We start from the raw sequence: 26,601 nt of genomic DNA on the forward strand, positions 1-26,601 counted from the left end.
ACTGTAATTTTGACCAATAAAAGAGAAAAATTTCTTGTCTAATTTGAATAAAATACTTGAATTGTTGCTATCTTTTTAGTAAAATATATACATATCAAAAATTGGGAGGTATTACATATGGACGTTTTCAGAAGCGACAGAATAAGAAATGTGGTCCTGCTCGGTCATGGCGGTGCCGGAAAGACAAGTCTGGTGGAGGCAATGGCTTACTTGTCAGGTATTACGAACCGCTTGGGAAAGGTAACAGATGGTAACACGGTAAGTGATTATGATAAAGAGGAGATTAAAAGAAAATTCTCAATTTCGACATCTGTGGTTCCGATTCAATGGGGGAAAGTAAAGATCAATGTACTGGACACCCCGGGCTATTTCGACTTTGTAGGGGAAGTGGAGGAAGCAGTTGCAGCAGCCGATGCAGCGATCATTGTGGTTTCAGGTAAAGCAGGCGTACAGGTAGGGACACAGAAAGCCTGGGAGATGTGTGAAAAATATAATCTTCCCCGCATGTTCTTTGTAACAGAGATGGATGTGGACAATGTAAGCTACAGAAAAGTAGTGGAAAGCCTGACAGAACTGTACGGAAAGAAAATCGCGCCGATCCATATGCCGATCCGTGAGAATGAAGAATTCGTAGGCTATGTAAACATCGTGAAACAGGCCGGAAGAAGATACATCGACAGAGGCCAGAAAAAAGAATGTCCGGTTCCTGAGTATCTGCAGGATTATCTGGAGCAGTATCATGACACATTGATGGAATCCGTAGCGGAGATCAGTGAGGAATTCATGGACCGCTACTTTGCAGGGGAAGAATTCTCCGTGGCAGAGGTTTCCGCAGCCCTGAAGATGAATATTTCAGACGGCAGCATCATCCCGGTATGTATGGGCTCCACGGTGAACGTGCAGGGCGTTGCCAACCTGCTGGATGATATCTGCGGCTATTTCCCAAGTCCGGATCAGAAGACATGCGCAGGCATGAATGCCAAGACAAATGAGATTTACCAGGCGAACTATGACTTTGCAAAAGCAAAATCCGCATACGTGTTCAAGACCATTGTGGATCCGTTCCTGGGTAAATATTCCCTGGTCAAGGTCTGCTCCGGTGTTATCAAAGGCGATGACACCTTATACAATGCGACCAAGGATTCCGAAGAGAAATTAAATAAACTGTACGTGCTGGAAGGCTCCAAACCCATTGAGGTGCCGGAACTCCACGCAGGCGATATCGGTGCCATTGCCAAACTGAACACCGTAGCCACAGGAGATACCCTTTCCACAAAGAGCACACCCATCGTATTCGGCAAGACCGAGATTTCCGTTCCGTATACATACAAACGCTATAATACGGTGAACAAGGGCGATGATGACAAGGTTTCCCAGGCCCTCTCCAAGATGATGCAGGAAGATCTGACTCTGCGTGTGGAGAATGATTCCGCCAACCGCCAGACACTGATCTACGGGATCGGTGAGCAGCACCTTGACATTGTGGTGAGCAAACTGAAAGAGCGTTATAAAGTGGACATTGAACTTTCCAAACCGAGAGTTCCGTTCCGCGAGACAATCCGCAAAAAAGCCGATGTGGAAGCAAAATATAAGAAACAGTCCGGCGGACATGGTCAGTACGGTCACGTTAAGATGACATTCGAGCCTTCCGGAGATCTGGAGAAGCCTTATGTATTTGAGCAGATCGTAGTGGGCGGCGCAGTTCCCAAGAACTACTTCCCGGCAGTGGAGAAGGGTGTACAGGACTCTGTGATAAAAGGACCTCTGGCTGCCTATCCGGTAGTGGGTGTGAAGGCTGTGCTCTATGATGGTTCCTATCATCCGGTAGACTCCTCTGAGATGGCGTTCAAGACAGCCGCTGTCCAGGCATTTAAGAAGGGCTTCATGGAAGCCTCACCGGTTCTGCTGGAGCCGATCGTATCCATGAAGGTAACCGTTCCGGATAAATACACCGGTGATGTTATGGGAGATCTGAACAAACGCCGCGGCCGTGTGCTGGGCATGAATCCTGATCCGGACCATAAGGGATGCACCGTGGTGGAGGCAGATGTGCCTATGCTGTCCATCTATGGATACTCCACAGACCTGCGTTCCATGACAGGCGGAAGCGGTAACTTCGCTTTTGAATTCTCACGCTATGAGCAGGCTCCTTCTGATATCCAGGAGAAAGAGATTGCAGCCCGCGCAAGTGCGGAAGAGAACGAATAATCAGATATTTTTGCCCCGGAAACTGAAAGATTCGGTTTTCCGGGGCTTTTTCATGAAAAAAACTTGTAACCCGCCTTTTCTCATGGTAAACTGTTCCCTAAGCTAAAGAAAGGATTTGATAAAAGTATGAAGAAAAAAATTGCGGCGGGTCTTGCTGTGGTAGTTCTGGCATTCCTCTATTACTATTTTACTCTGCCGGCCATCAACATTCACGAGAGTGGATTCTGGTTCTTCCTGGTCGCCATTGTAGTGGTGATACTGGCAGTATACGGAATCAGGAAACGCTTCCACAGTGTGGGGGACGTAAAAAAGAACAAGGTGATGAAGGGCGGACTGCTGGTGATCGGAGCGATCATTGTTGTGTACGCCATCGGAAGCCTGCTGTCATCCCCCATTATCAATGCCAACAAGTATCAGAAGATTGTTATCCCCGAAGAAAGAGATTTTACAGAAGATATTGAGGAAATCAGCTACAACCAGATTCCTCTTCTCGATAAAGATTCCGCAGGACTTCTGGGAAACAGAAAGATGGGAAGCATGGTGGATATGGTCTCTCAGTTTGAGGTCAGTGATATCTACTCACAGATCAATTACCAGGGACAGCCTTACCGGGTGACCCCTCTTGTCTACGCCAGCCCCATCAAATGGCTGACGAACCAGAAAGAGGGCATTCCGGCCTATATCCGGATCGATATGGCAACCCAGAATACAGAGCTTGTGAAACTGGATGAGGGTATCAAATATTCCGAGTCCGAATATTTCAACAGAAATATTTACAGGCATCTGCGGTTCAATTATCCCACATATATGTTTGACCAGCTCAGCTTTGAGATCAACGATGAGGGAGTTCCTTATTGGATCTGTCCGGTAAAGAAATTCAACATTGGCCTTTTCGGCGGACAGACCATCGGCAAGGTGGTCCTCTGTAATGCCATCACCGGAGAGACAACAGAATATAACATAAAAGACTGTCCCCAGTGGGTGGACCGTGCCTATCCGGCAGATCTTCTGATCCAGCTCTATAACTATCACGGAATGCTGAAAAACGGATTTTTCAACAGCGTTCTGGGACAGAAAGGCTGTCTCAAAACAACAGACGGCTATAATTATCTGGCGCTGGAGGACGACGTGTGGGTATACACAGGCATTACCTCTGTCAGCGGCGACCGCTCCAATGTGGGATTTGTGCTGATGAACCAGCGTACCATGGAGACCAGGTACTATTCCTGTGCCGGCGCGGAGGAGTATTCCGCTATGGAGTCCGCGGAAGGTCAGGTACAGAACTTAAAATATACGGCAGCCTTCCCGCTGCTTCTGAATATTTCCGGGGAGCCCACATATTTTATGGCTCTGAAAGACGGCGGAGGTCTTGTTAAGAAGTACGCAATGGTCAATATCCAGAAATACCAGAATGTAGCCATAGGAGATACTGTGGCAGAATGTGAGAAAGCCTATGTGAAGCTGCTGGCTGCCAACGGGATTTCCTCCGGCACCGAGACGCTCACTTCCCAGACCGTATCCGGTAAGATCAAGCGGGTGGCCCAGGCCGTCATGGATGGAAATTCCCACTTCTATGTGGTGCTGGAGAACAAGGATCTGGTGTTTGATTTTCCGGTTACAGAATATCCTGAAATTATAAAATATGACGTGGGAGATACCCTTACCATTGAATACACGGAAGGGGAGCCGGCCTGTACGGTGCTCTCACTGGAAGAATAGGATTTTTTTGGGAAGAAACAGCATAGAGTCTTGACAAAATCTGGCGATATCGGTAGAATAACAGATAGTCTATGACAAATAGCCAATATGAGAGAGACTTTGATGAGGAGTAGTAGAGAGTGTCCTTTATCCCAGAGAGCTGCCGGCTGGTGTGAGGCAGTATAGAGAAGCTTTTGAACTGGCCTCGGAGTTCCCGTGCTGAAAGTCGTCATGCAGGTAAGTGCGGGCGGGAGTTCCCGTTACAGAATCAAAATGAGTGCATCCGGCATTGCGGATGAATTAGAGTGGTACCACGGAAAAATAAGCCCTTTCGTCTCTAAAGTATAGTGACTAAAGGGCTTTTTCTATGCTTTGGCATAAAGCTTTAAGATGCCCGGGCGGGCATGAAAATGAAAACCAGGAGGAATGAAATTATGGCAGTACCTTATAATCATAAGGCGATTGAACAGAAATGGAGAAAAAACTGGGAAGAAAAACCAGTGAACGTAGATGACGGCCAGAAGCCAAAATACTACTGTCTGGACATGTTCCCGTATCCGTCTGGAAACGGTCTTCACGTAGGACATTGGAGAGGATATGTAATCTCTGATGTGTGGAGCCGCTATAAGATGATGCAGGGCTATTATCTGATTCATCCCATGGGATGGGACGCTTTCGGCCTTCCGGCTGAGAACTATGCCATCAAGATGGGAGTTCACCCGGCAAAATCTACAGCACAGAATGTGGCAAACATTAAAAAACAGATCAACGATATTGCAGCCATCTATGACTGGGACAGAGAAGTCAACACCACAGATCCGGGCTTCTACAAATGGACGCAGTGGATCTTTGTGAAAATGTTCAAAGAGGGTCTGGCATACGAGAAGGAGTTCCCCATCAACTGGTGTCCGTCCTGTAAGACAGGCCTTGCCAATGAGGAAGTTGTGAACGGCTGCTGCGAGCGCTGTGGTTCCACTGTGACCAAGAAGAACCTGCGCCAGTGGATGCTCCGCATCACAAAATATGCGGACCGTCTGTTAAGCGACCTGGATAAACTGGACTGGCCGGAAAAGGTGAAAAAGATGCAGTCTGACTGGATCGGAAAATCCTACGGAGCCGAGGTGGATTTCCCGGTGGACGGAAGAGACGAAAAGATCACTGTCTACACCACAAGACCGGATACCCTTCACGGTGCAACCTTCATGGTTCTGGCACCGGAGCACAAGCTGGCTGCTTCCCTGGCAACACCGGAGACAAAAGAGGCTGTGGAGAAATATATCTACGATGCTTCCATGAAATCCAACGTGGACCGTCTCCAGGACAAGGAGAAGACAGGTGTGTTCACAGGAACTTATGCAGTCAATCCGTTAAACGGCGCAAAGGTTCCCATCTGGCTGTCTGACTACGTACTGGCTGATTACGGAACAGGTGCCATCATGTGTGTACCCGCCCATGATGACCGTGACTTTGAGTTTGCCACAAAATTCAATATTCCGATCATCCAGGTTATCGCCAAGGACGGAAAAGAGATTGAAAATATGACAGAGGCCTACACAGAGGCCAGCGGCACCATGATCAATTCCGGCGAGTGGAACGGCATGGAGTCTTCTGTCCTTAAAAAAGAAGCGCCTGTCATGATAGAAAAAATGGGCATTGGCAAGAAAACCGTAAACTATAAGCTGCGTGACTGGGTATTCTCCCGCCAGCGCTATTGGGGTGAGCCGATTCCGATCATTCACTGCCCGCACTGCGGAAATGTTCCGGTACCGGAAGACCAGCTTCCGCTGACCCTGCCTGAGGTGGAATCCTATGAGCCTACAGGCACCGGCGAGTCACCGCTTGCAGCCATTGATGAATGGGTGAACACCACCTGTCCTGTCTGCGGAGCTGCCGCAAAACGCGAGACCAACACCATGCCACAGTGGGCAGGTTCCTCTTGGTATTTCCTGCGCTATGTGGACAACAAAAATGACGAGGCACTGGTTTCAAAAGAAAAAGCAGACAAATACCTGCCGGTAGATATGTATATCGGCGGAGTGGAGCATGCGGTTCTCCACCTTCTGTATTCCCGTTTCTATACCAAGTTCCTGTATGATATCGGAGCTATTGACTTTGACGAACCGTTCCAGAAACTGTTCAATCAGGGTATGATCACGGGTAAGAACGGCATTAAGATGAGTAAATCAAAAGGCAATGTGGTTTCCCCGGATGACCTGGTAAGAGACTATGGCTGTGATTCCCTGCGCCTCTACGAGCTGTTCGTAGGTCCGCCGGAACTGGATGCGGAGTGGGATGACAGAGGAATCGACGGCGTGTACCGTTTCCTGAACCGTTTCTGGAAGCTGGCTATGGACAGTCTGGAAGCAGGCGTATCCGAGACAAAAGATATGGTGAAGCTGCGCCACAAACTTGTCTTTGAGATCACACAGCGTCTGGAGAGCTTCAGCCTGAACACAGTAATCTCCGGTTTTATGGAATACAACAATAAACTCATTGAGCTTGCCAAGAAGACAGGCGGCATTGACAGAGAGACCATTGAGACCTTTGTAAAGCTTCTGGCTCCTTTCGCACCCCATCTGACAGAGGAAATCTGGGAGGCATACGGACATGAAGATTCTGTATTCCACGCAGAGTGGCCTAAGGCAGATGAGGAGGCTATGAAGGACGACGAGATCGAAGTGCCGGTACAGATCAACGGCAAGACAAGAGCTGTTATCAGCATCAGCGCGGAGGCATCTAAGGAGGAGGCCATCGCTGCCGGAAAAGAGGCTGTTGCCGATAAGCTGACGGGAACTATTGTAAAAGAGATTTATGTTCCGAAAAAAATAATCAACATTGTACAGAAATAAGACGTTTTGTAATTTGGGACGGCCGGAAGTGATTTCGGTCCGTCCCCCTTTTATGTTTCAGTGTCCATGAAAAGGGGCTTACACCGAAACGTGACTGTGAAGATTTGACAGATAATAGCGCGGGCGGTAAGAAAAAATCTGAGCCTGCGCTGTTTTTATATTTATATTGTGTTTTTTGCGACAATAAAGTATTATAGAAGTAGTAGAAATTCATTTGGAAAGGCGGAATCGTAATGGGAGACCAGCAGCTGGAATATCTGGAATTTCAGGCAGATGAAGTGCATTATCTCATACCCCTGTCCTGGGTGGACAGAATCAGTGAGAGAACGAAAAAAAAGGGAAGAACCGTCCTGATCGACTTTGGCGGGCTCACCAGTCCCGGCCGTGGGGGAACGCAGCAGGAATACCTGATCCTTGCAGATGAGGAGAAGGCAGGATTTCTGGCGGACAGAGTGCTGGGAATGCGGACCCTGGACAGAAGAGCATTCATCTCTCTGAGAGAACCTGCATTAAATGAGACCAACCGGTATCTGGAGGCAGCCGTTCTGCTTCCGGAAGAGCAGGAGGGTGAGGTGCTGGCCTATGTGCTGAAGCCGGAGATCCTGAAGGAGAGACAATGGAAATTATAGAGGTGAAAACCAGGGACAGGGTTCTGTATATAGAGAAAGAAAAGACAGAAACCCTGTTTATGAATCCGAAAATATGGAAGATCCCAGGCGCTGCCGAGGAAATACTGGGTGTTTCTGTCTATAAAGGCCGCCTTGCCGTATACTACCGTCTGGGAAGTGAAAGAGATGCAAAATGCGGAATCCTTATGAAGACACAGAGTGATATGGCTGTGGGGATCGCTGCGGAGCAGGTGGCAGGAGAAGGGGAGATTGACCGGGAAGAATTGACAGAAGTGATACCCGGAATATGGGAGAGAAAAAGTGATTAGGCTGAAAGAAGAAGAATTTGCGGAAATAGTGGAATATATGCGTCAGAATTACGGTATTAATCTGGAAAAGAAAAAGACATTGATCGAATGCCGTATGTCAAAAGAACTGGAGAAGCAGGGTGTGGAAACCTTCGGCAGATATATGGAGCTTTTGAAAAAAGATACATCCGGGACGATTGCCTCCAATATGGTAAGCCGTCTGACTACCAACTATACATATTTTATGAGAGAGCAGGCCCATTTTAACATTCTGCGTGACCATATCCTGCCGGAGCTTTCCAAAAACCACAGCAGAGGGTTTTTAAACGTCTGGTGCGCAGGATGCTCCACAGGAGAAGAGTGCTATACCATTGCCATGATCCTGCAGGATTACAGGGAACGGACAGGGAACCTGATGAATTACAGAATCCTGGCAACGGATATTTCCAACCAGGTGCTGGATAAGGCACGGAAGGGAATTTATACGGCAAAGGAAGCAGAGGCACTGCCGGCTGAGTGGAAGAATAAATATTTCCGGGCAGAAGGCACAAAATCTTACTGTGTGGATGAACGGCTGAAACAGAACATCCGTTTTCAAAACCAGAATCTGCTCTCCCCCGGTATCGGGACAGAACAGTTTGATCTGATCTTCTGCAGGAATGTCATGATATATTTTGACAAGAAAGCCAAAGAGACACTGGTGAAAAAACTGGAGGCCGGTCTGAAACCGGAGGGATATCTGGTGATCGGGCACGCGGAACTTTTAAATCGCGGAGAAATCCAGCTGGAGCCGGTATTTCCTGCTGTATATAAAAAATATAAAGAGAAGCAAAGGTGAGTTTATGGAAAAGAAAATCTTGATCGTGGATGACGCAATGTTTATGAGGAAATCCATCCGGAAAATTTTGGCCGAAGGGGGATATACCAACGTGGAGGAAGCCAGGGACGGCGAGGAAGCACTTGCACTGTTCGGCGAATACAACCCGGACCTTGTACTTTTGGATATCACCATGCCCGGAAAATCCGGTCTGGAGGTTCTGGAAGAGATACTGACACAGGATGCCGATGCATCTGTTGTCATGTGTTCTGCCATGGGCCAGGAAGCTGTGATCCAGAAGGCTGTGGTGATGGGGGCAAGAGACTTTATTGTGAAGCCGTTCAGGAAGGATGAATTTTTAAGGATCGTGGACAGCTGTTTTCCAATAGAGAAATGAAAGGACAGGGCGCAATGAAAAAGTATTTCTCGAATCTGAAGATAGGAACAAAGCTGATCGCTGCCTTTGCCTCTATCCTTGTATTATATATCCTGACAGTTTTGGTGTCTGTGCACACCATACAGAGTATGTCAGAGAAGATGGATGATTTGTATAACCAGCCTTTTGCCAAAGTGGAGGCGTCCATGAATATGGCATCCAACCTTCATCTGGTAGGAAAGAATCTGACCATCATGGCAGCAACGGAAGATATTGTGGATGAAGATGCCCTTATGGCTGAGACGAAAGCGGCGATCCAGGAGGAAGCAAAGGACCTGGAGTTTCTCCAGACAGGATACGGCAGTGATACAGCCCAGGTCAGAACACTGGGCGAACAGTTCAGGGAGCTGGGCATTCCGAGAGACCAGATCATAACTCTACTGGAACAAGGAAAGTCTGAGCAGGCGCTTGCTCTGTATGTAAGTGAGTATATGCCGAAGATGGACAAGGTGAACGATACGCTCAACAAATTGACAGGTGAGTGTGTGAACGATGCGGAAGATACACTGAACACTTCCCTTACCTCCAACACCAATGTCAGGTTTATGATCCTGGGACTGGCACTTATCTGTATTCTGATCACCTGCGTTCTGTGGCTTACCATAACGAGAAGCATTTTAGGACCGGTCAATGAGATAAAAAAGGCAGCGCAGGCTGTGGCAGACGGGAAGCTCAAGGCAGATTTGTCCTATACCTCCGATAACGAGCTGGGACAGCTGGCAGAAAATATCAGGGAGACCACGAAGGCCCTCAATATCTATGTATCGGAAATTAAGACAGGTATGACTGCCCTTGGCAACGGAAAACTGAACTACCGGACCAAGATAAAGTTCAAAGGTGACTTTGTAGCTCTGGGGGACGCTCTGGATGAGATCGGAGGTCTTCTGCGCAATGCCATACAGCAGATCAGCGGCAGTGCGGAACAGGTGGCCGGAGGCGCGGAGCAGGTATCCAATGCTGCCCAGGCCCTGGCGCAGGGAACATCCCAGCAGGCCAGCTCCATTGAAGAACTGGCTGTCAGCATCAATGAGATCACAGAGAGCATCAACGGCAACGCGGACAAGGCGGTCAAATCAAGCAGACTGGCAGATAATGTGGGATGCAGTCTGGAGAGCAATGACCAGCAGATGCGAAGTCTGCTGGATGCCATAAAAGAGATCAAGAACAATTCCCGGGAGATCACCGGAATTGTTAAGGAGATTGAGGATATTGCCTTCCAGACCAATATCCTGGCTCTGAATGCGTCTGTGGAGGCCGCAAGAGCAGGAGAGGCCGGAAGAGGATTTTCCGTGGTTGCCGGGGAGGTGCGCCGTCTGGCATCCAAGACAGCGGAGGCATCCAAGCTTACAGCCGGTCTGGTGGAGAAGAATACAGAGGCGGTCAATGTGGGAATGAATACGGTCCACTCAACAGCGGAGTCTTTGAAGACATCGGTTGAGAAGGCACAGGAAGTGAACCGGATGATGGATGAAATCTCTGAGCTATCCGTACAGCAGGCGGAGGCGATCATGCAGGTGCGCAGAAGTATGGATCTGATCTCTGATATTGTGCAGGGCAATTCCGCCTCCTCTGAGGAGAGTGCGGCTGCCAGTGAGGAGCTGTCTGCCCAGGCTCAGATGCTGAAGGAACTGGTGGAACAATTTGAGATATGATGGATAAAGGGGAACAGAATGGATTGTGAAGTGGAATTGGAGGAACTGTCTGAGGATTTTATAAAGGAGCTGGGGAACATCGGAACCGGAAACGCGGTCAGTGCCCTTTCACAGCTTCTGAACTGTCCGTTGGAGATTGATACGCCCAATCTGCGTATACTGCCTTTCCAACAGATAACGGAAATTATTACGGAAGCGGAAGTACCGCTTGCCGGGATCATGGTGGAGGTCTTCGGGGAAGTGAACGGTATGTTTCTCTTCCTTCTGGATGAGACCTTTACCGGTCAGGTGATACGCCTTGTGCTGGGAGACACGGTATCTGACTTTATGAACCTGACGGAGATGGAGGAGTCCCTGCTCCTGGAACTGGGGAATATCATGTGCGGCTCTTATATCAGAGCCCTGTCACAGCTCATGAATGTAGAGATAGATGTATCGGTTCCCCAGATAAGCATAGATATGGGCGGCGCCATACTCACAGCCGCCACGTCACGTTTTTTAAGAACAAGCGATGAACTTTTAATGATAGACAATTTGTTCTGTATGGATACCGATACTTTTTCGGGGCGTATTCTGTTCCTTCCGGAAATGGAATCTCTGCATGTTCTGCTTCGGAAACTTGAGGAGTTATGAAATGGATAAAATTACAGTAGGTATTGCCGAGGGCAGAATCGCCTTCAGAGGGCAGACGCTGGTCACCTATGCACTGGGGTCCTGTGTGGGCATCTGCCTGTACGACAGCAGAATAAAAATAGCCGGAATGGCCCATATCGTGCTGCCGGACGAGAACAGCGCTACCGTAAAAAGTAATCCCTATAAGTTTGCCGGAAGCGGGATATCTGCACTGGTTATGGAAATGCAGAGACACGGTGCCGATAAGCGGAGGCTGACAGCGAAGATCGCCGGCGGGGCTAAAATGTTCAGTACCGGCCGCTCCGCCTGGGATATCGGGGAGAAGAACGCCGCCGCTGTCAGGCAGGCGCTGCACGCGGCAGGTATCCGTATCCTGGCGGAAGACACAGGTGCCAATTACGGAAGAACCTTGGAGTTTTGTGCAGATGACGGCATTGTCCAGGTGAAAACGGTTAGAAGAAAAACAGTAATATTATGATATGATAAAAGCTATGGGAGGCAGATATGGATTTTAATGGTAAGAATATCGTTCTGGCTGTGGATGACAGCCTGATGGTATGTAAACAAATTCAGACAGCACTGAAGGATGAGCCTGTTTTTCTCTGCGAGGCACACAATGGGCAGGAGGCTGTGGATATGGCGATGCAGTATCAGCCGGATTTGATTCTTTTAGATGTGGTGCTCCCTGATATTGAGGGATACGAACTGATCGGAAAATTAAAGGAAGTGGGGCAGGAGGAAGCAGCGGTTCTTTTTCTCACCTCAAAGGATAAAGACGAGGATGTGGTGAAGGGCTTTTCCATGGGCGCCTGCGACTATATCAAGAAGCCATTTGCCACTGCGGAGCTGCGGTCCAGGGTCCACGCTCATCTGGAAATGAAAAAGCAGAAGGATATGCTGAACAGACAGAATAAAGAGCTGCTCACCAATATGGAAAAACTGAACTTTATGGCCTTCCGGGACGGTCTTACCGGTCTGTATAACAGAAGGTATGTAGTCGGCAACCTCATGGAGGACATGAAGGACCACAATGCGGAGAAAGCCACAGAAGTTCTCATTATGGCGGACATTGATGACTTTAAGCGGATCAATGATACATATGGCCACGATGCCGGGGACGCGGCACTTGTGTGCATTGCCAACATTTTAGAGGAGCAGTGCAGGGAACACAGGGTCATCCGGTGGGGCGGGGAGGAGTTTCTTATTGTACTTTTCGCTGTCACGGAGGAGGAGGCTTTTGAGATCAGTGAGCGTATCCGAAAGGAAGTGGAGGCATTCCGGATTTACCATCCGGACGGGGAATTCTCCTGCACGCTGACTTTGGGACTTCACACCTACCAGGAACCTGACAGGATAGAGGACAGCGTCAACTGTGCGGATAAGGCACTTTATTACGGCAAACGAAACGGAAAGAACCGCAGTGTCTGGTACAAGGACATACGGTGAGCGGTGATCAGATATGGGATATTTCGATGCGGATGCGGAAGAAATGCTGGAAGTGTACCTTTTAGAGACACGCCAGCTTATGGAACAGTTAAACGGAGTTTTGCTGGAGGCGGACAAGAATAAGACGTTTTCAGAGAAGGATATCAATACGGTTTTCAGGATCATGCACACCATTAAAAGCTCCTCTGCCATGATGGGACTTCACGCCCTGTCAGGCATGGCGCATAAACTGGAAGACCTTTTTTCCTACTACAGGGAACAGAAGGGGGAGATCAGCCGTATAAAACCGGATTTGTTTGACCTTTTGTTCAAGGTATCTGATTTTGTGGAGAGCGAGTTAAAGCGGATGCCGGAGGAGAGTTATGCCCCAAAGGATACAAATGAGGTAGAGAATAAGATAGCGGAGTACCTGAAGAGCCAGGAGGAAAAGCCTGAGGCTGAGCTGCCTGCTGTCCCGGAACAGACAAAGGGGGAGGCAGAGGCAAAAGCAGAGAAAAGAGCAGAGCCTGTGCAGGTGGGAATCCCTGAGATATTCTTAAAGAAAAGCGGTGTCGTCATACGGATCCGTTTTGAAGAGGGCTGCCGCATGGAGAATATCCGCGCGTTTATGATCGTGAGGCAGATCGGAAATCTCTGCAGCAGTGTGGAGAGTTATCCCCAGGACCTGGAAAAGTCCCAGCAGGGAGCGGAATATATCAATAAAAACGGAGTTTTCATCCGGTTTGAGAGCGACAAAAAAGAGGAAGTTCTGGAAGCGGTCAAACGCGGACTTTTTGTAAAGGATTATGAAGTCCTAAGGGATGAGGTAAAGAAGCCGGAGCCGAAGGTGATCAAAAAATCCCCGAAGGCAGACAGCCTTGCCGAGACAAAGGAAGTTGAGTTCCTCAATGTCCGTACAGACCGGCTGGACCGGCTTCAAAACCTGTCGGGAGAGCTTTTGATCCTGATGCTGACACTGGACGAAGAGTTAAAAAGCCACGGAATGGATGATGTCAGGGAGGGGACTGCCTATCAGGTCAACCGCCTGATCGAGGAGATGGAGCGCACGGTCATGGAGATGCGCATGGTTCCCGTGTCAAAGGTCATTCCCAAGCTGAAGAGGATATTAAGGGATATCTGCAGGGATCAGGGAAAAGAAGCGGAACTGATCGTGAACTGCGGAGACATTGAAGCAGATAAAAGTGTAGTGGACTATGTCTCGGAATCCCTGCTCCATATTATCAGAAACGCGGTGGATCACGGCCTGGAACATCCGAAAGAGCGGACAGCGGCAGGCAAGAACCCAAAAGGAAGCATTACCTTCAATGCGGAAAACACCATAGGCGAGCTGATGATCTCTGTCGCGGATGACGGCAGGGGCATAGACCTGGAAAAGATACTGGAGAAAGCCAGAGAAAAACATCTCATCACAAAACCGGAGGAGGAGTATGATCCCCAGGAGATCCTGGAGCTTATTTTGACGCCCGGTTTTACCACCAACGAGGAGGTTACGGAGTATTCCGGACGTGGTGTGGGCCTTGATGTGGTGAAGAATATACTGGAGGAGGCGGGAGGCCATCTGTATATCCAGAGTGAGGCGGGAAAAGGCAGTACCTTTACCATCACGCTTCCCCTGTCTCTTGCCACCATTGAGTGTACCAGGTTCCGGGTGGGAAAATGCCGTTTTTCCGTTCCCTCCAGATATGTGCAGCGCTTTTTGAGCTATGAGGAGAACAGAGATTATATACACCTGAGAAACGACAGGAAGTATATTCTGTATGATAACCGGATGCTCCCCCTGGTGGATTTAAGAGAGGCTTACCAGATAGAGGGAGAGTATCCCGACACAGCCCTCCTGGTGTATGTCAAGAGCGCCAAGCGGGAGGGAGTCATCATCATTGACTCCATGTATGAACAAAAGCGGATCGTGGTAAAGCAGCTTCCCGCCCTGTTCGGCCCCGGTTTCCGAAGACATACGGGCATCAGCGGATGCAGTATCATGGGAAACGGCAAGATCTGTGCTGCTCTTGATATTGAAATCCTGATTGAAAAATTCACAAAGGAGGCAGTCCATGAGCGAGAATGAGATCAATGAAATTCTTTGTTTTCCCGGCAGCAGGAAGAATTATGCGGTGGACTTTTCCTGTGTGGTGGAGATCAGCTATGATTTTAAAATATCAAAGATTCCCTGCATGCCCTCGGATTTTGACGGGGTGTGCAGCTACAAAGGTGCCATGATACCTGTCATAAGGATAGAAGGGGAGGAGAGTCTTCCGGAGACAGACAGCGAAGAAGAGAGCCGGGTGATTGTTGTGATCGTAAAGCACCAGAAATATCTTCTGGGCATCCGTCTTTCCAAAGAGCCGTATATCATCTCCTATACCGCTGCGGACAAGATAACCAACCCCCTGGGTGTGGCAGCTTCTGACCGATGGAAAGAAAAAGGGCTTTACCGGTACGACCAAAAATTATTCTCCGTCATTGATGTGGAGAAGACGTTGGAGGGTATGGTCTTCTATCCATGACGGGAGGCTCCGTGTGAACCGTAACCTATGATGCACCAACAGAGAAAAAACAGGCTCTGTTGGTGTTTTTTTATGTTTTTTCTTATGATATAATGATAAAAAGCCCGGGCGGCATGAGAAAAGAAACTGCGCAAGCGGCAGTGGAGGGAGCAGCCTATGAGGAATCTGCAGAATACGGAAAGACCGGCAGAAGAACGGAAGGAAAAAAGTAAAGAAAGACTTCGGGTATTTGCTCTTTATCTGATACTGGCAATGGTCATTGTGCTTCTTATCTGGATGAATAAAGAGACTGCGTCCAATACCATTGGCTTTGACAATGAAAATGTATACGCCCTGGCGGAGGGCTGGACCATGCAGTACGGCGGAAAGACCTTGCAGGTAGCACTTCCCCTGGACAGCAGCGCAGAAGCAGAGGAGCCTGTCACCTATACAAGGATTCTGGAAGCACAGGACTCCTACTGCAATATGATCATGTTCCACTCCTCTCATCAGCGGATCAAAATATATTTGGACGGGGAACTGCTCTATACCTTCGGATATGGACAGAGTACCCCGGTACACTCCTCTGTGGGCAGTGCCTGGCAGTATACCCGCCTTCCGGAGGACTGGGAAGGAAAGGAACTGCGGATTGAGACCAGGGGTGTGTATGACTCCTATTCCGGCAACCAGGAGATTGTATATCTGGGGACAAAAACGTCCCTTGTCTTCATGGTGGCAAAGCAGAAGGTTGTCTCTCTTCTGGTGGATCTGTTTTTGTTCATTATGGGCGTGCTTTTGATCATGAGCAGCTTCTTCTTCAGGGAGTCTCATACTGTGGGCAGAATCCGGTATCTGGGAATCTTCGCCATTGTGACCAGTACATGGATTCTGCTGAAGTCAGGCGTGGGGCAGCTTTTCACCGGGAACATATTGATGAGTATGAACATTCTTTATCTGCTGTTCGGACTGATGCCCATTCTCACCATCAGTTTTCTTCTGACCTTTGACAGCTTTTTAAAGAGCCTGTTTATGAGGGGACTCTACTGGTTTTGTGTTGTCTGTTATTTTGTCATGCAGTTTCTGCAGTTTGCGGACGTGACAGATTACACCAGGATGGTGTCTGTGAATCACATAAATTTCCTGCTGATCGTACTGGGAATGGCAGGTATTTGTATCCGAAAAAAGGCAAGGGGGGAGAAGATCGAAGACCTGTCGGTCTTTGTAGCCTGCTTTGCGTTTGCAGGATTCGGAGCTGTGGATATTTACCGGTTTTATTTTGAGAAGACCATGCAGAGCAATGTGGGATTTACACAGGCGGGACTGATCTGCTTTGTCTGTTCCCTGGGATACTCTGTAGTCAAACAGTCCTCAGAGGAACAGACGCAGATCATTGAGAACAAGACGCTGAAAAAGATCGCTTATCTGGATATCCTTACGAATCTGCCAAACAGAACCGCTTTTGAGAATCAGATGGAAAAATACAGGACAGAGGATGCAGACAAGAGACCGATCGTGATGATCGTGGATCTGAACGGCCTGAAGGAGATCAATGATACATATGGACACAAGGCAGGTGATGTGGCTATTATCCGCATTGCGCAGCTTTTGGACCGGCATTTCGGACAGCCGCTCCACACATATCGAATCGGCGGGGATGAGTTCTGTGTTCTGGCGGAAGGGGAGAAGGATGAGATATTCAGGCAGCGCATCCGGCATTTTTTAAGTGATGTAAAGGAAGCTGACAAAGAGTACGCATTTACCTTTTCCGCTGCTTACGGATATGTAAAAAGTGGAGAGGAAGGGATTGACAAGGCGTTCATCTGCGCGGATAAGAAAATGTACATCTGCAAGATGCAGATGAAGCAGGAACGGACAGAAGAGGAAGCGTGAGGGGCGGCAGGAGGAGCATATGGATTATAAAGAAGCATTTCACATATTGGGAACAGAGCCATCAAAGGACGAAGCGTGTATCAGGCAGGCTTACCGGAGACTTCTGGCGGACAACAACCCGGAAGACAATCCTGAGGGCTTTAAGAGGCTGCGCCGGGCATATGAGACGGCAGCACAGTATTCCCGCACTGAGAAAGAGGATACGCAGAAGCAGGAGGCACGGACAGAGACAGATCTCTGGATGGAGCAGGTGGAGGCAGTCTATCACTCCTTTTCCCGGAGGATGGACCCGGAATGCTGGAAAGAACTGCTTCGGGCAGATGTGTGCCAGAGCCTGGCAGACGCGGAGGAGGTCAGGGAAAAACTCTTCGGGTTTTTGGCTGTACATTTCAGGCTTCTGCCGGATATCTGGAGGATACTGGACCGGCATTTTCTCATTGAGGAGGAACAGGCAGAGTTTGAGGAGCATCTGCCCGCGGAATTTGTCCGGTATATGTTAAGCCAGATACACGGGGAGATACATTTTCCCTATGAATATTTTGAGGGCAGGGATGACGGGGATTATGATACCTGGACAGCCACTTATTTTCAGCTCTATGAGGCTGTGGAGGAAGGAAATACAGAGCGCGCCGAAGAGCTGTTAAAGAGCATGGAGGCACTGGAGATCTGTCATCCCCTGGCTGAGATGGAGAAGGCCAGGATCATGATGCTGAAAGGGGAAAAGGAAAAGGCTTATGAGACGGCGTCCCATCTTCTGGAAAAGTACCCGGATGAGATTAGGATCCTGATTCTCGGAGGGGGAATTCAGTGGGAATATGGAGATTTGGACCGGGCGGCTGCGGCCTATGAAAAGATACGCAGCCGTTTCCCGGAGCACTTTGTGACAAATCTTCGTCTGGGGAAATATTATGCGGGAAAAGGCCGGTACAAAAAGGCAAAGGAATGCATCAGCAGTGCCAGCCGCGTCAACTCCCGGGACCCGGAGATGCTGGAGTGTTTAAAAGAGATAAACACCCGTCTGATCGCAGAGTACAAAGAAATGATCAGCCGGCAGGCAGCAGGAACAGAGGATTACATTGAGCTGGCCTGGTGTTATCTCCAAAATGAGGAGAATGAGGCGGGAATCGCCTGCCTTACCGGTGTGACGCCGGATATGAAGAATGAAACCGGCTACCACAGTGTGCTGGAACGGCTTTATTTTGCGGCAGGCATGCCGGAAAAGTCTGAGGAGGAGGGAAATGCCTGGATACAGAGCATCCGCAGGGAGGAGCCATCCCTTTCCGAGGAGGAGAAGCTGCGGGTACCGGAGAGGATCGCAGCGGCTTACTACATTATGGGCCGGGCCTGGATGCAGACCGGGCAGCAGGATGAACATGCGCTGAAGCTTTTGGAGACCTCCATTGCCTTTTATGATCAGAACGCGGATACCTACCTGCAGAAAGCACTTCTTTTGAACCGGATGAAGTTAAGCCGTGAGGCCCGGGAGGCCTGCGACAGGCTTCTGGAGCTGGAACCGGAAAATTTCTGGGGGTATGTGAACCGGATGGAGGCGCTGCTGGCCTTAAAAGACGGGCAGGGAGTCATTCATGATTTTTATGAAGCCAGGAAAATATTTGCAGCTTATCCGCCCTTATACGAGATGACCGCAGAGGTCTTTGACAGTACAGGGCAGTATGAGGATGTGCTGGATATCATGAAACAAGCAGAAAGTGCAGAGATTTCCACACCAAAGCTCTCCCTTTTCCGCCTGCGCGCATGCAGCCGGCTGGCAGAGACAAGAGCCGACGCGGAACAGGTTTTGGATGACGCAGCTTCTCTTCTTGCCCAATTGGAAGGCAATCCGGAAAGTGGTAAAATCCGGGCGGAGATTTACGCGGAATCTGCCCGTCTGCAGAATAATATGGGCGACGGAAAAGCAGCGCTTGCGTATATCAACAGAGCTTTGGCAGAGGATAACCGGCCTTTTTTTAAATGGATGAAAGGGAATTTTTTATATGAACTGGAAAAATATCAGGAGGCACTGGAGGTACTTATGTCCTGCGAGACGGCGTTTCCCGAGGGGGATATGGTCATGTTCCGTATCGGGGAGTGTTTCCATCGTCTTGGACAAATGGAGCAGGCGGCTGCCTATCTGAAAAAGGCCCTGGAGATTGACCCGGAAAACGGGCGGGCGAACTGCAAGCTGGCGGAAATCTACAGGGATCTTCTGGAGGAGAAGGAAGACCCGGCCTTTTACGGGAAAGCGCTTATCTATGCGGACAGGCAGATCCAGCTGCAGCCTGAGGCATATTACTATGTGGAGCGGGGACTACTTCACATGGCCTGCGCCTATTACTGCAGGGCAGTGCATGATTTTGAGGAGGCACTGCGCCTGGAGCCTGAGAATGTGTATGCATACAACAATATCTGTGTCTGCCTCAGAATGATGGGGGAATATGACAGGGCGGTTGAGGCCGGGAAAAAGGCGGAAGCGCTGCTGAAAGAGGAGGACATGGTCCGTGTGTACGGCAATCTGGGGGACTGCTGTATGGAAACCGGATGTCTTGCTGAGGCGGAGGCATATTACCTGAAACACCAGAAACAGTTTCCCAATGGACGCTCTCCGAAAGAATCCCTCATCGAGGTATATATAAGGCTCGGGAACTTAAACGCAGCCTTTTACTGGATCGGGCAGGCCTATGACAGGGAACAGGAGGTGCTGTACCGAAAGGCCCAGGTTTATTACAGACTGAGGGAGGGCGGCAAGGTGCGTATCTGTCTTCGGGATATCCAGAAGGAGAAAGCGTATTCGTGCAGGGCAAAGCTTTTGGCCGCATACAACACCTGCTATCTTCTGGAAAAGAACCGGGAGGCGCTGAAGCTGGCAAAAAGTGTTCTGAAGGAGGCAAAAGCCGGCTCTTCGGAATATTTCCAAGCAGGTTTTCTGGCGGCTGAGATTTATATGAGAACCAAGAAGCCGGCAAAGGCGGGTAAGACAGCAGAGGCGCTTTTGGCTGTCTGGCAGTCAACGTTTGGGGAGGCGTCCCTGATCAAATGGAAATACCGGAGAAAGCGTCTGTACGAGCTGGGGCTTCTCTGCCTCTTTACCGGCAGGACGGAAGAGGCTTTCAAACAGGCAGAGCTTATGGCGGATGCCCCAAAATGTGAAGATGTCTGCTGCGGGCAGCAGGGAGGAATGTGTGCGGAAGCCCTTCATCTCATGGCCCTGATCTGTGAATTTACGGGGGAGAGGCAGCAGGCCTTTGACTACTACGCAAGACTCAAAGAAAGTGGTTTTCTCAACATACAGGCAGATTACGGGTGCAGAAGGATGTAGTGACAGAAAGGAACAGAAGAATTGATAATTGGAATAGATTTGGGTACAACAAACAGTCTGGCAGCATATTTTACGGAAGACGGGCCGAGAATTATCCCCAACCGTCTGGGCAGGCATTTAACGCCGTCCGTGGTGAGTGTGGATGAAAATGACCAGGTATTTGTGGGAGAGACAGCAAAGGAACGTGGTTTTTTATATCCGCAGATGACTGCCTCTGTCTTTAAGCGCGATATGGGAAGTGACAGGAAGTACCGGCTGGGAGCAAGAGACTTTACGGCCCAGGATCTGTCTTCCTTTGTTCTGCGTTCCCTGAAGGAGGACGCGGAGGCGTTCCTTCAGGAAACCGTGGAGGAGGCGGTCATCAGTGTACCCGCGTATTTTGATGACAAACGCCGGAAGGCCACGAAGAGAGCCGGGGAGCTGGCAGGTCTGAAAGTAGAACGGATCATCAGCGAGCCAACAGCCGCAGCCATTGCCTACGGACTGTACGAGAAACAGAAAAACACAAAATTTCTGGTATTCGATCTTGGCGGCGGAACCTTTGACGTATCCATCCTGGAGCTGTTCGAGAATATTTTGGAGGTCCGGGCAGTGGCAGGAGACAACTATCTGGGCGGTGAGGATTTCACAGAGCTGCTGGTGCAGCATTATATGGATAAGATGGGGCTGAAGCTTACAGCGCTGACACAGAAGACCCTGGGACAGATCCGCAAGCAGGCAGAGGCCTGTAAGCTGTCCTACAGCCGGGCAGCGTCAGGAACCATGAACTGCAGAATAGACGGGGAGGAAAGGCCTCTTGCGATTTCCCTGAAGGAATACGAAAAGATGTGCGAACCGCTTCTTGCAAAGATCAGGAAGCCGGTACAGAGAAGCCTGTCAGATGCCCATGTAAAGCTGTCGGATATTGATGAGATCGTGCTGGTAGGCGGGGCCACCAGACTTCCTGTTGTGAGGGATTTTATTATCCGCATGTTCAAAAAATTCCCTGATACAGCCATGAATCCTGACGAGGCGGTGGCTCTGGGAGCTGCCATCCAGGGAGCCATGAAGGAACGGCAGGAGGCAGTCCGGGAAGTGATTTTAACCGATGTGTGTGCCTTTACGCTTGGAACAGAGGTGTCTGTGCGGCTGGAGGACGGCAGGATAGATGAGGGGCATTTCTGTCCGATCATAGAGCGGAATACAGTGATCCCGGCCAGCCGTACGGAGCGTTTTTATACCATGCACGATGATCAGGAACGTGTCCGTATCTGTGTTCTGCAGGGAGAGAGCCGATATGCGGAAAACAATCTCCTTTTAGGAGAACTGGATATTGAGGTGCCGAAGAACAAGGCCGGGGAGGAGAGTGTGGATGTGACCTACACCTATGACATCAACTCGATTTTGGAGGTGGAGGTATGCGTCACATCCAGCGGACAGAAGCAGCGCCGGATCATTAAGGGCCGTGAAAATGAAATGACGGACAACGAGATCGAAGCCCGTATGAAGGAACTCTCCTACCTGAAGATCCATCCGAGAGAGCAGGAGGAGAATCGTCTGCTGCTTCTGAAAGGGGAGCGCCTTTATGAGGAAACTGTGGGTGAGAACCGGCGGCGGATGGAATATGAGCTGCAGAAATTTGAAATGGTGTTAAATACCAGAGACCGGGGTAAAATAGAAGAAGCGGCGAAACATTTTTCGCAGGTAATGGAAGAAGTAGAAGAAGATAATCTATAAACCCGGAGGTATGAAAATGGGACAGAAACTATATGCGAACGGAATCATCCTGACAATGGAAAAACAGATGTACGCGGAGGCGATACTTGTAAAGGACGGCAGGATAGCGGCAGTGGGAAGAAAAGCGGCTGTGGAGGCTTGTGCCGGGGCGGACACAGAACGGGTGGATCTGGAGGGGCGGACCATAATGCCCGCCTTTCTGGATGCTCACAGCCATTTTATGGCCTGCGCCAACGGGGAACTGCAGATTTCCCTGGATGGTACCAAAAGTTTCCGGGAAATTGCGGAACGGGTGCGGGAATATATCGCTGTCAGGCATGTGGAGAAGGGGAAATGGCTGACAGGAAAGGGATATGACCACAATTTTCTGGAGGAGAGGTCCCATCCTGACAGACACCTTCTGGATGAGGCAGCCCCGGACAATCCCCTGGTGATCACCCACCAGTCCGGCCATATGGGTGTCTTTAACACAGAAGCACTTCTGCGTCTCGGCATTTCCATGGATGGAAATGGGGCGGTACAGGAAATACCGGGAGGAAAGATTGCTGTGCAGGACTATATCCCCACAGGATATATGGAGGAGAACGCCTTTGTGGAGTTTCAGAAAAAGATTCCGCTTCCCTCACCGGAAGAATTTATGGATGCTGTGGAAAAGGCACAAAAGAGATACGCCTCCCATGGGATCACCCTGATCCAGGAGGGACTGGTGGTGGATGAGATGCTTCCTCTCTATCAGAAAATCGTGGAGTCAGGAATCCTGAAGCTGGACGTGGTGGGGTATCTGGACATGAAAGGTGCCGGAAAATTTCTGGAAGCTATGGGGAAACACAGAGAGGGATTCCTCCGACATTTTAAAATAGGGGGATATAAAATCTTTTTGGACGGCTCGCCTCAGGGCAGAACAGCCTGGCTTAGAATGCCCTATACGTCAGGGCCGGAAAAAGAGGGATACCGGGGATATCCGGTACACACAGATGAGGAGGTCTGCGCCTTTGTGCGCCGTGCTCTGGAGGAACACATGCAGATCCTGGCCCATTGCAATGGGGACGCTGCCTGCGGACAGTATATCCGTGTTTTCGAGAAAGCTGCCGCCGCGGAAGGAAAGACGCTTCCCGCGGATATTCGTCCGGTTATGATACACGCGCAGCTTCTCGGACTTGACCAGATACCAAATGTGAAGGCCATGGGAATGATACCCTCCTTCTTTGCCGGACATGTGTACCACTGGGGAGATATCCACGCAGATAATTTGGGCATGGAGCGGGCTTCCCATATAAGTCCGGCAGCTTCCGCCGAAAAAGAGGGCATTGCCTATACCTTCCACCAGGACGCCCCTGTCATTGAACCGGATATGCTGGAGACCGTATGGTGCGCTGTAAACCGATGCACAAAGAACGGAAAAGTACTGGGCAGCAAAGAGCGCATCTCTGTGACAGATGCGCTGAAAGCAGTCACCGTGAACACGGCATACCAGTATTTTGAAGAGCGGGAGAGAGGCAGCATCGCCCCGGGCAAGAGAGCGGATTTTGTGATCCTGTCTGAAAATCCGCTGGAAAAGGACAAAATGCAGATCCGGGATATCCGGGTGCTGGCAACGATAAAGGACGGGGATGTCATTTACCGAAGGGACACCCTCTGACCCGGAATCTCTTGTTTCTGTCTGTGATTACCCGTCAGACCCTTCCTTCAGCCCTTTTTAGTCTTCCACCAGCCGGATGCCTGTGATATCCGGTTCTATGATCAGGGAGTAGTTGGTATAATACACCACAAAGCCGGGCTTGGAGCCGTTTGGCTTTTTCACGTGTTTTTTCTGGATATAGTCAATCTCCACTTTGGGGGCAGTGCGTCCGCTGGAATAATACCCGGCCAGACGGCCTGCCTCCTCAAAGGTACGGTCAGGCAGCTCTTCATTGTTGGACTTTACCACCACATGGGAGCCTGCCATTTTCTTGGCATGGAACCACCAGTCACCTCCTGTGGCGAATTTAAAGGTGAGTTCTTCGTTCTGGTAATTATTTTTTCCCACATAAATGTGATAGCCGTCGCTGGATATATAATGCAGGGGTTTTGATTTGGCCTGCATTTTCTTTTTGCCGCCGGTATAGTGCTTCTTGATATACCCGTATTCCGTCAGTTCCTCCTTGATCTGGGACAGGTCGCTTTCCTGCTGGGCAATGTCCAGGGCAGCCTGAATGGATTCCAGGTGGCGGATTTCACTTTCTGTGTCCGCTAACTGTTCCTCCAGAGCCTGTGCGGTACGTTTCAGCTTATTGTACCTGTCAAAGTATTTCTTGGAGTTTTCCTGAGGGGTCATGGTGGGGTCAAGGGGAATGGTAATCTCCTCATTGGTATAATAATTCAGTGCCCGGAAGGATTTACAGCCCTCCTCCAGGTTATAGCCGTATGTGTTGATCAGCTCCCCATAGACTTTGTATTTGTCCATTTTTTTCGTGTCCTGCATCTGCTTTGTCTGCAGGTCGAATTTTTTCCAGTTGCGGTCCAGGGCGGTCTGGACTATTTTCCGCAGGTCCGCGGATTTCTGACGCATACGGGTAATGATATTTTTCTGGGCATAATACTGCTCCAGGACCTGGGAGATGGAATCGTATTCCCTGACTGTATAATCCGTATACTGGGTGAGGGGAACAGCTCCGAATTCCACCGGTTCCCCGGAGGGGCTGTACACAATATTGGGAGTAAAGCGCCCCTCTTTTACATCCTCCATAAAGCGTGAAAACGCCTGGAAGACCCGTTCCTTCTCCTGCCCGGAAAGCCCGTCTGCAGGGTCACTTCCGTGTACGCCTGCTCTGGCGCAGATCTCCTCCGCGGCTGCGGGGCTTAACCCTGTAAGAGAGGTATAGATGGCCTTGGCTATATTGGTAGGCTTTCCGTACACCGCCGCATAAAATTCTTCCTCTGTGACAGCAAGGGGATTCTTCTTGTCCTGAGTCTGCGGAATAAAATAATCTCTTCCCGGAAGAACCTCCCTGACAGAGCTCATATTTAGGGATACATGCTTGATGCTGTCCAGGATCATGCGCTCCTCATTGAGGAAAATAATATTGCTGTGCTTGCCCATGATCTCCACCACCAGGGTTTTAAAGCACAGATCTCCAAGTTCATTTAAATGTTCTATTCGGATCTCAATGACACGCTCCAGTCCCGGCTGGGTCACTGCCGTGATCTTGCCGCTTCCCACATGCTTGCGCAGCAGCATACAGAAATTCGGTGCTGTGAGAGGGCTTACTTTGTTCTTGTCCGTAAAATAGATCAGAGGCAGGGAGGCGCTGGCTGATATGAGCAGCCGGTACTGTGTCCTGTTATTTTTTATGGTGAGGATAAGCTCATCCGCCTCGGGCTGGGCGATCTTGTTTATTTTGCCGCCCACAATCGTTTCATTTAATTCTTTTACTATATTTGCAATGGTAATTCCGTCAAAAGCCATATAAATTCTCCTTCCGATTCCGCTATCACGATTATATACGAAATGGAAACACAAAGCAAATGAAAAAAAGATTTGACTGGAAATTGTGATTGCTTTATAATAACCATGTATGTTTATGTCACTATCCAAAAAGCAGCCATATACAGCTTTGCGGACAGTAACAGATTTATGCTATGTGCAAATAAGAACAGCAGAAAAGAGAATGACATGATCAAGAGCATGACAGGCTTTGGAAGAGCCGAGGTGATTGACGAAGAAAGAAAAGTTACGGTTGAAATGAAATCCGTAAATCACCGCTATCTGGATATCAATATACGCATGCCCAAGAAGCTGAGCAGTTTCGAGGCTTCCATACGTGCCGTATTGAAAGAATATCTCCAGCGCGGCAAGGTGGACCTCTTCATCGCCTATGAGGACTACACCCAGTCCCGTGTTTCCGTAAAATACAACAGGGAAATTGCAGGACAATATTTAGAATACTTACAGCAGATGAGTGAAGAATTTCATCTGGAAAATGACATAAGAACGTCCAGGCTTCTAAGCTGCCCGGAGGTGTTCACCATGGAAGAACAGACGGTGGATGAAAAAGAACTGTGGAGTTCCCTGGAGGAAGTTCTGCGGGAGGCTGCCCGCCGGTTTGTGGATACCAGGATCAAAGAGGGCGGACATCTGAAGAATGACATTCTGGAAAAGCTGGACGGCATGTACAGCAAGGTAGAGCAGGTGGAGGCGCGTTCTCCTGAGATTCTCCGTGAATACAGAGAAAAGCTGGAGAATAAGGTGGCAGAACTTCTGCAGGATACCCAGATAGAGGAGAGCCGCATTGCGGCGGAAGTGATCCTCTTTGCGGATAAGATCTGCACGGACGAGGAAACCGTTCGCTTAAAGAGCCATATCTCCCATATGAAGGATGTACTGGAGCAGGAGGACGGCATCGGCAGGAAGCTTGACTTTATTGCCCAGGAGATGAACCGTGAGGCAAATACCATTTTATCCAAGGCCAATGACCTGGAGACTTCCAATCTTGCCATTGACTTAAAGACAGAGATAGAGAAGATCCGGGAACAGATTCAGAATATTGAATAAAGGCAGGAGG

19 protein-coding genes and 1 other annotated feature are annotated in these 26,601 nt (G+C 49.5%); of the genes, 18 read left to right on the forward strand and 1 reads right to left on the reverse strand.

Annotation, left to right across the window (positions count from 1 at the left end; all coding sequences use genetic code 11):
- The first annotated feature begins 117 nt into the window (after positions 1 to 117).
- The 17 genes from V8Q34_RS02945 to V8Q34_RS03025 all read left to right on the forward strand — a co-directional run bounded on the left by V8Q34_RS02945 (position 118) and on the right by V8Q34_RS03025 (position 23,699).
- Complete coding sequence (locus V8Q34_RS02945; RefSeq protein ID WP_033140343.1) at positions 118 to 2,208, forward strand: elongation factor G; 2,091 nt, start codon at positions 118 to 120, stop codon at positions 2,206 to 2,208.
- Positions 2,209 to 2,334: 126 nt separating this feature from the next.
- Complete coding sequence (locus V8Q34_RS02950) at positions 2,335 to 3,927, forward strand: hypothetical protein (protein WP_033140342.1); 1,593 nt, start codon at positions 2,335 to 2,337, stop codon at positions 3,925 to 3,927.
- Positions 3,928 to 4,017: 90 nt separating this feature from the next.
- Positions 4,018 to 4,248: a binding site (T-box leader), on the forward strand.
- Positions 4,249 to 4,340: 92 nt separating this feature from the next.
- Positions 4,341 to 6,755: a leucine--tRNA ligase gene (gene leuS, locus V8Q34_RS02955; protein WP_148391476.1), complete on the forward strand. Its 2,415-nt coding sequence runs from the start codon at positions 4,341 to 4,343 to the stop codon at positions 6,753 to 6,755.
- 233 nt (positions 6,756 to 6,988) lie between these two features.
- Positions 6,989 to 7,384, forward strand: coding sequence for a chemotaxis protein CheW (locus tag V8Q34_RS02960; RefSeq protein ID WP_227210173.1), 396 nt, complete (start codon positions 6,989 to 6,991; stop codon positions 7,382 to 7,384).
- On the forward strand, positions 7,372 to 7,692 hold the full coding sequence (locus V8Q34_RS02965; protein WP_033140339.1) for a hypothetical protein: 321 nt from the start codon (positions 7,372 to 7,374) through the stop codon (positions 7,690 to 7,692). Before V8Q34_RS02960 ends, V8Q34_RS02965 begins: the two co-directional genes overlap by 13 nt.
- Complete coding sequence (locus V8Q34_RS02970) at positions 7,685 to 8,509, forward strand: CheR family methyltransferase (protein ID WP_033140338.1); 825 nt, start codon at positions 7,685 to 7,687, stop codon at positions 8,507 to 8,509. Before V8Q34_RS02965 ends, V8Q34_RS02970 begins: the two co-directional genes overlap by 8 nt.
- A 4-nt stretch (positions 8,510 to 8,513) precedes the next feature.
- A complete protein-coding gene (locus V8Q34_RS02975; protein ID WP_033140337.1) occupies positions 8,514 to 8,885 on the forward strand; it encodes a response regulator in 372 nt (123 codons plus the stop codon).
- A gap of 14 nt (positions 8,886 to 8,899) precedes the next feature.
- Complete coding sequence (locus V8Q34_RS02980) at positions 8,900 to 10,576, forward strand: methyl-accepting chemotaxis protein (protein ID WP_054351240.1); 1,677 nt, start codon at positions 8,900 to 8,902, stop codon at positions 10,574 to 10,576.
- 18 nt (positions 10,577 to 10,594) lie between these two features.
- The gene (locus V8Q34_RS02985; RefSeq protein WP_033140336.1) at positions 10,595 to 11,209 is read left to right on the forward strand and encodes a chemotaxis protein CheC; all 615 of its coding nucleotides are present in this window, start codon (positions 10,595 to 10,597) and stop codon (positions 11,207 to 11,209) included.
- Between the two features lies 1 nt (position 11,210).
- Positions 11,211 to 11,687 (forward strand): chemotaxis protein CheD, encoded by a 477-nt coding sequence (locus tag V8Q34_RS02990; protein WP_054351218.1) that lies wholly within the window; start codon positions 11,211 to 11,213, stop codon positions 11,685 to 11,687.
- Positions 11,688 to 11,713: 26 nt separating this feature from the next.
- On the forward strand, positions 11,714 to 12,655 hold the full coding sequence (locus tag V8Q34_RS02995) for a GGDEF domain-containing response regulator (RefSeq protein WP_103730953.1): 942 nt from the start codon (positions 11,714 to 11,716) through the stop codon (positions 12,653 to 12,655).
- A gap of 13 nt (positions 12,656 to 12,668) precedes the next feature.
- Positions 12,669 to 14,720 (forward strand): chemotaxis protein CheA, encoded by a 2,052-nt coding sequence (locus tag V8Q34_RS03000; protein ID WP_335834773.1) that lies wholly within the window; start codon positions 12,669 to 12,671, stop codon positions 14,718 to 14,720.
- On the forward strand, positions 14,707 to 15,159 hold the full coding sequence (locus tag V8Q34_RS03005; protein WP_335834774.1) for a chemotaxis protein CheW: 453 nt from the start codon (positions 14,707 to 14,709) through the stop codon (positions 15,157 to 15,159). The genes V8Q34_RS03000 and V8Q34_RS03005 overlap by 14 nt, the downstream gene beginning before the upstream one ends.
- Before the next feature lie 156 nt (positions 15,160 to 15,315).
- Entirely contained in the window at positions 15,316 to 17,028 is a 1,713-nt protein-coding gene (locus V8Q34_RS03010) for a GGDEF domain-containing protein (RefSeq protein ID WP_335834775.1), read from the forward strand.
- Between the two features lie 19 nt (positions 17,029 to 17,047).
- The gene (locus V8Q34_RS03015; protein ID WP_335834776.1) at positions 17,048 to 20,344 is read left to right on the forward strand and encodes a J domain-containing protein; all 3,297 of its coding nucleotides are present in this window, start codon (positions 17,048 to 17,050) and stop codon (positions 20,342 to 20,344) included.
- Positions 20,345 to 20,365: 21 nt separating this feature from the next.
- Positions 20,366 to 22,060, forward strand: a complete 1,695-nt coding sequence (locus V8Q34_RS03020) for a molecular chaperone HscC (protein ID WP_227243221.1) — start codon at positions 20,366 to 20,368, stop codon at positions 22,058 to 22,060.
- A 16-nt stretch (positions 22,061 to 22,076) separates the two neighbouring features.
- Positions 22,077 to 23,699, forward strand: a complete 1,623-nt coding sequence (locus tag V8Q34_RS03025) for an amidohydrolase (RefSeq protein ID WP_335834777.1) — start codon at positions 22,077 to 22,079, stop codon at positions 23,697 to 23,699.
- Positions 23,700 to 23,756: 57 nt separating this feature from the next.
- Here V8Q34_RS03025 and V8Q34_RS03030 read toward each other — a convergent pair whose 3' ends face one another.
- Positions 23,757 to 25,505 carry an Rqc2 family fibronectin-binding protein gene (locus V8Q34_RS03030; RefSeq protein ID WP_054351223.1) on the reverse strand — a complete coding sequence of 583 codons (1,749 nt, stop codon included), beginning with the start codon at positions 25,503 to 25,505 and terminating at the stop codon, positions 23,757 to 23,759.
- A 207-nt stretch (positions 25,506 to 25,712) separates the two neighbouring features.
- Here V8Q34_RS03030 and V8Q34_RS03035 point away from each other — a divergent pair, with 207 nt between their 5' ends.
- Positions 25,713 to 26,591: a YicC/YloC family endoribonuclease gene (locus tag V8Q34_RS03035; protein WP_033140578.1), complete on the forward strand. Its 879-nt coding sequence runs from the start codon at positions 25,713 to 25,715 to the stop codon at positions 26,589 to 26,591.
- Positions 26,592 to 26,601 lie beyond the last annotated feature (10 nt).

Source organism: Blautia sp. JLR.GB0024 (assembly GCF_037000545.1).
Classification (GTDB): Bacteria; Bacillota; Clostridia; order Lachnospirales; family Lachnospiraceae; genus Blautia; species Blautia celeris.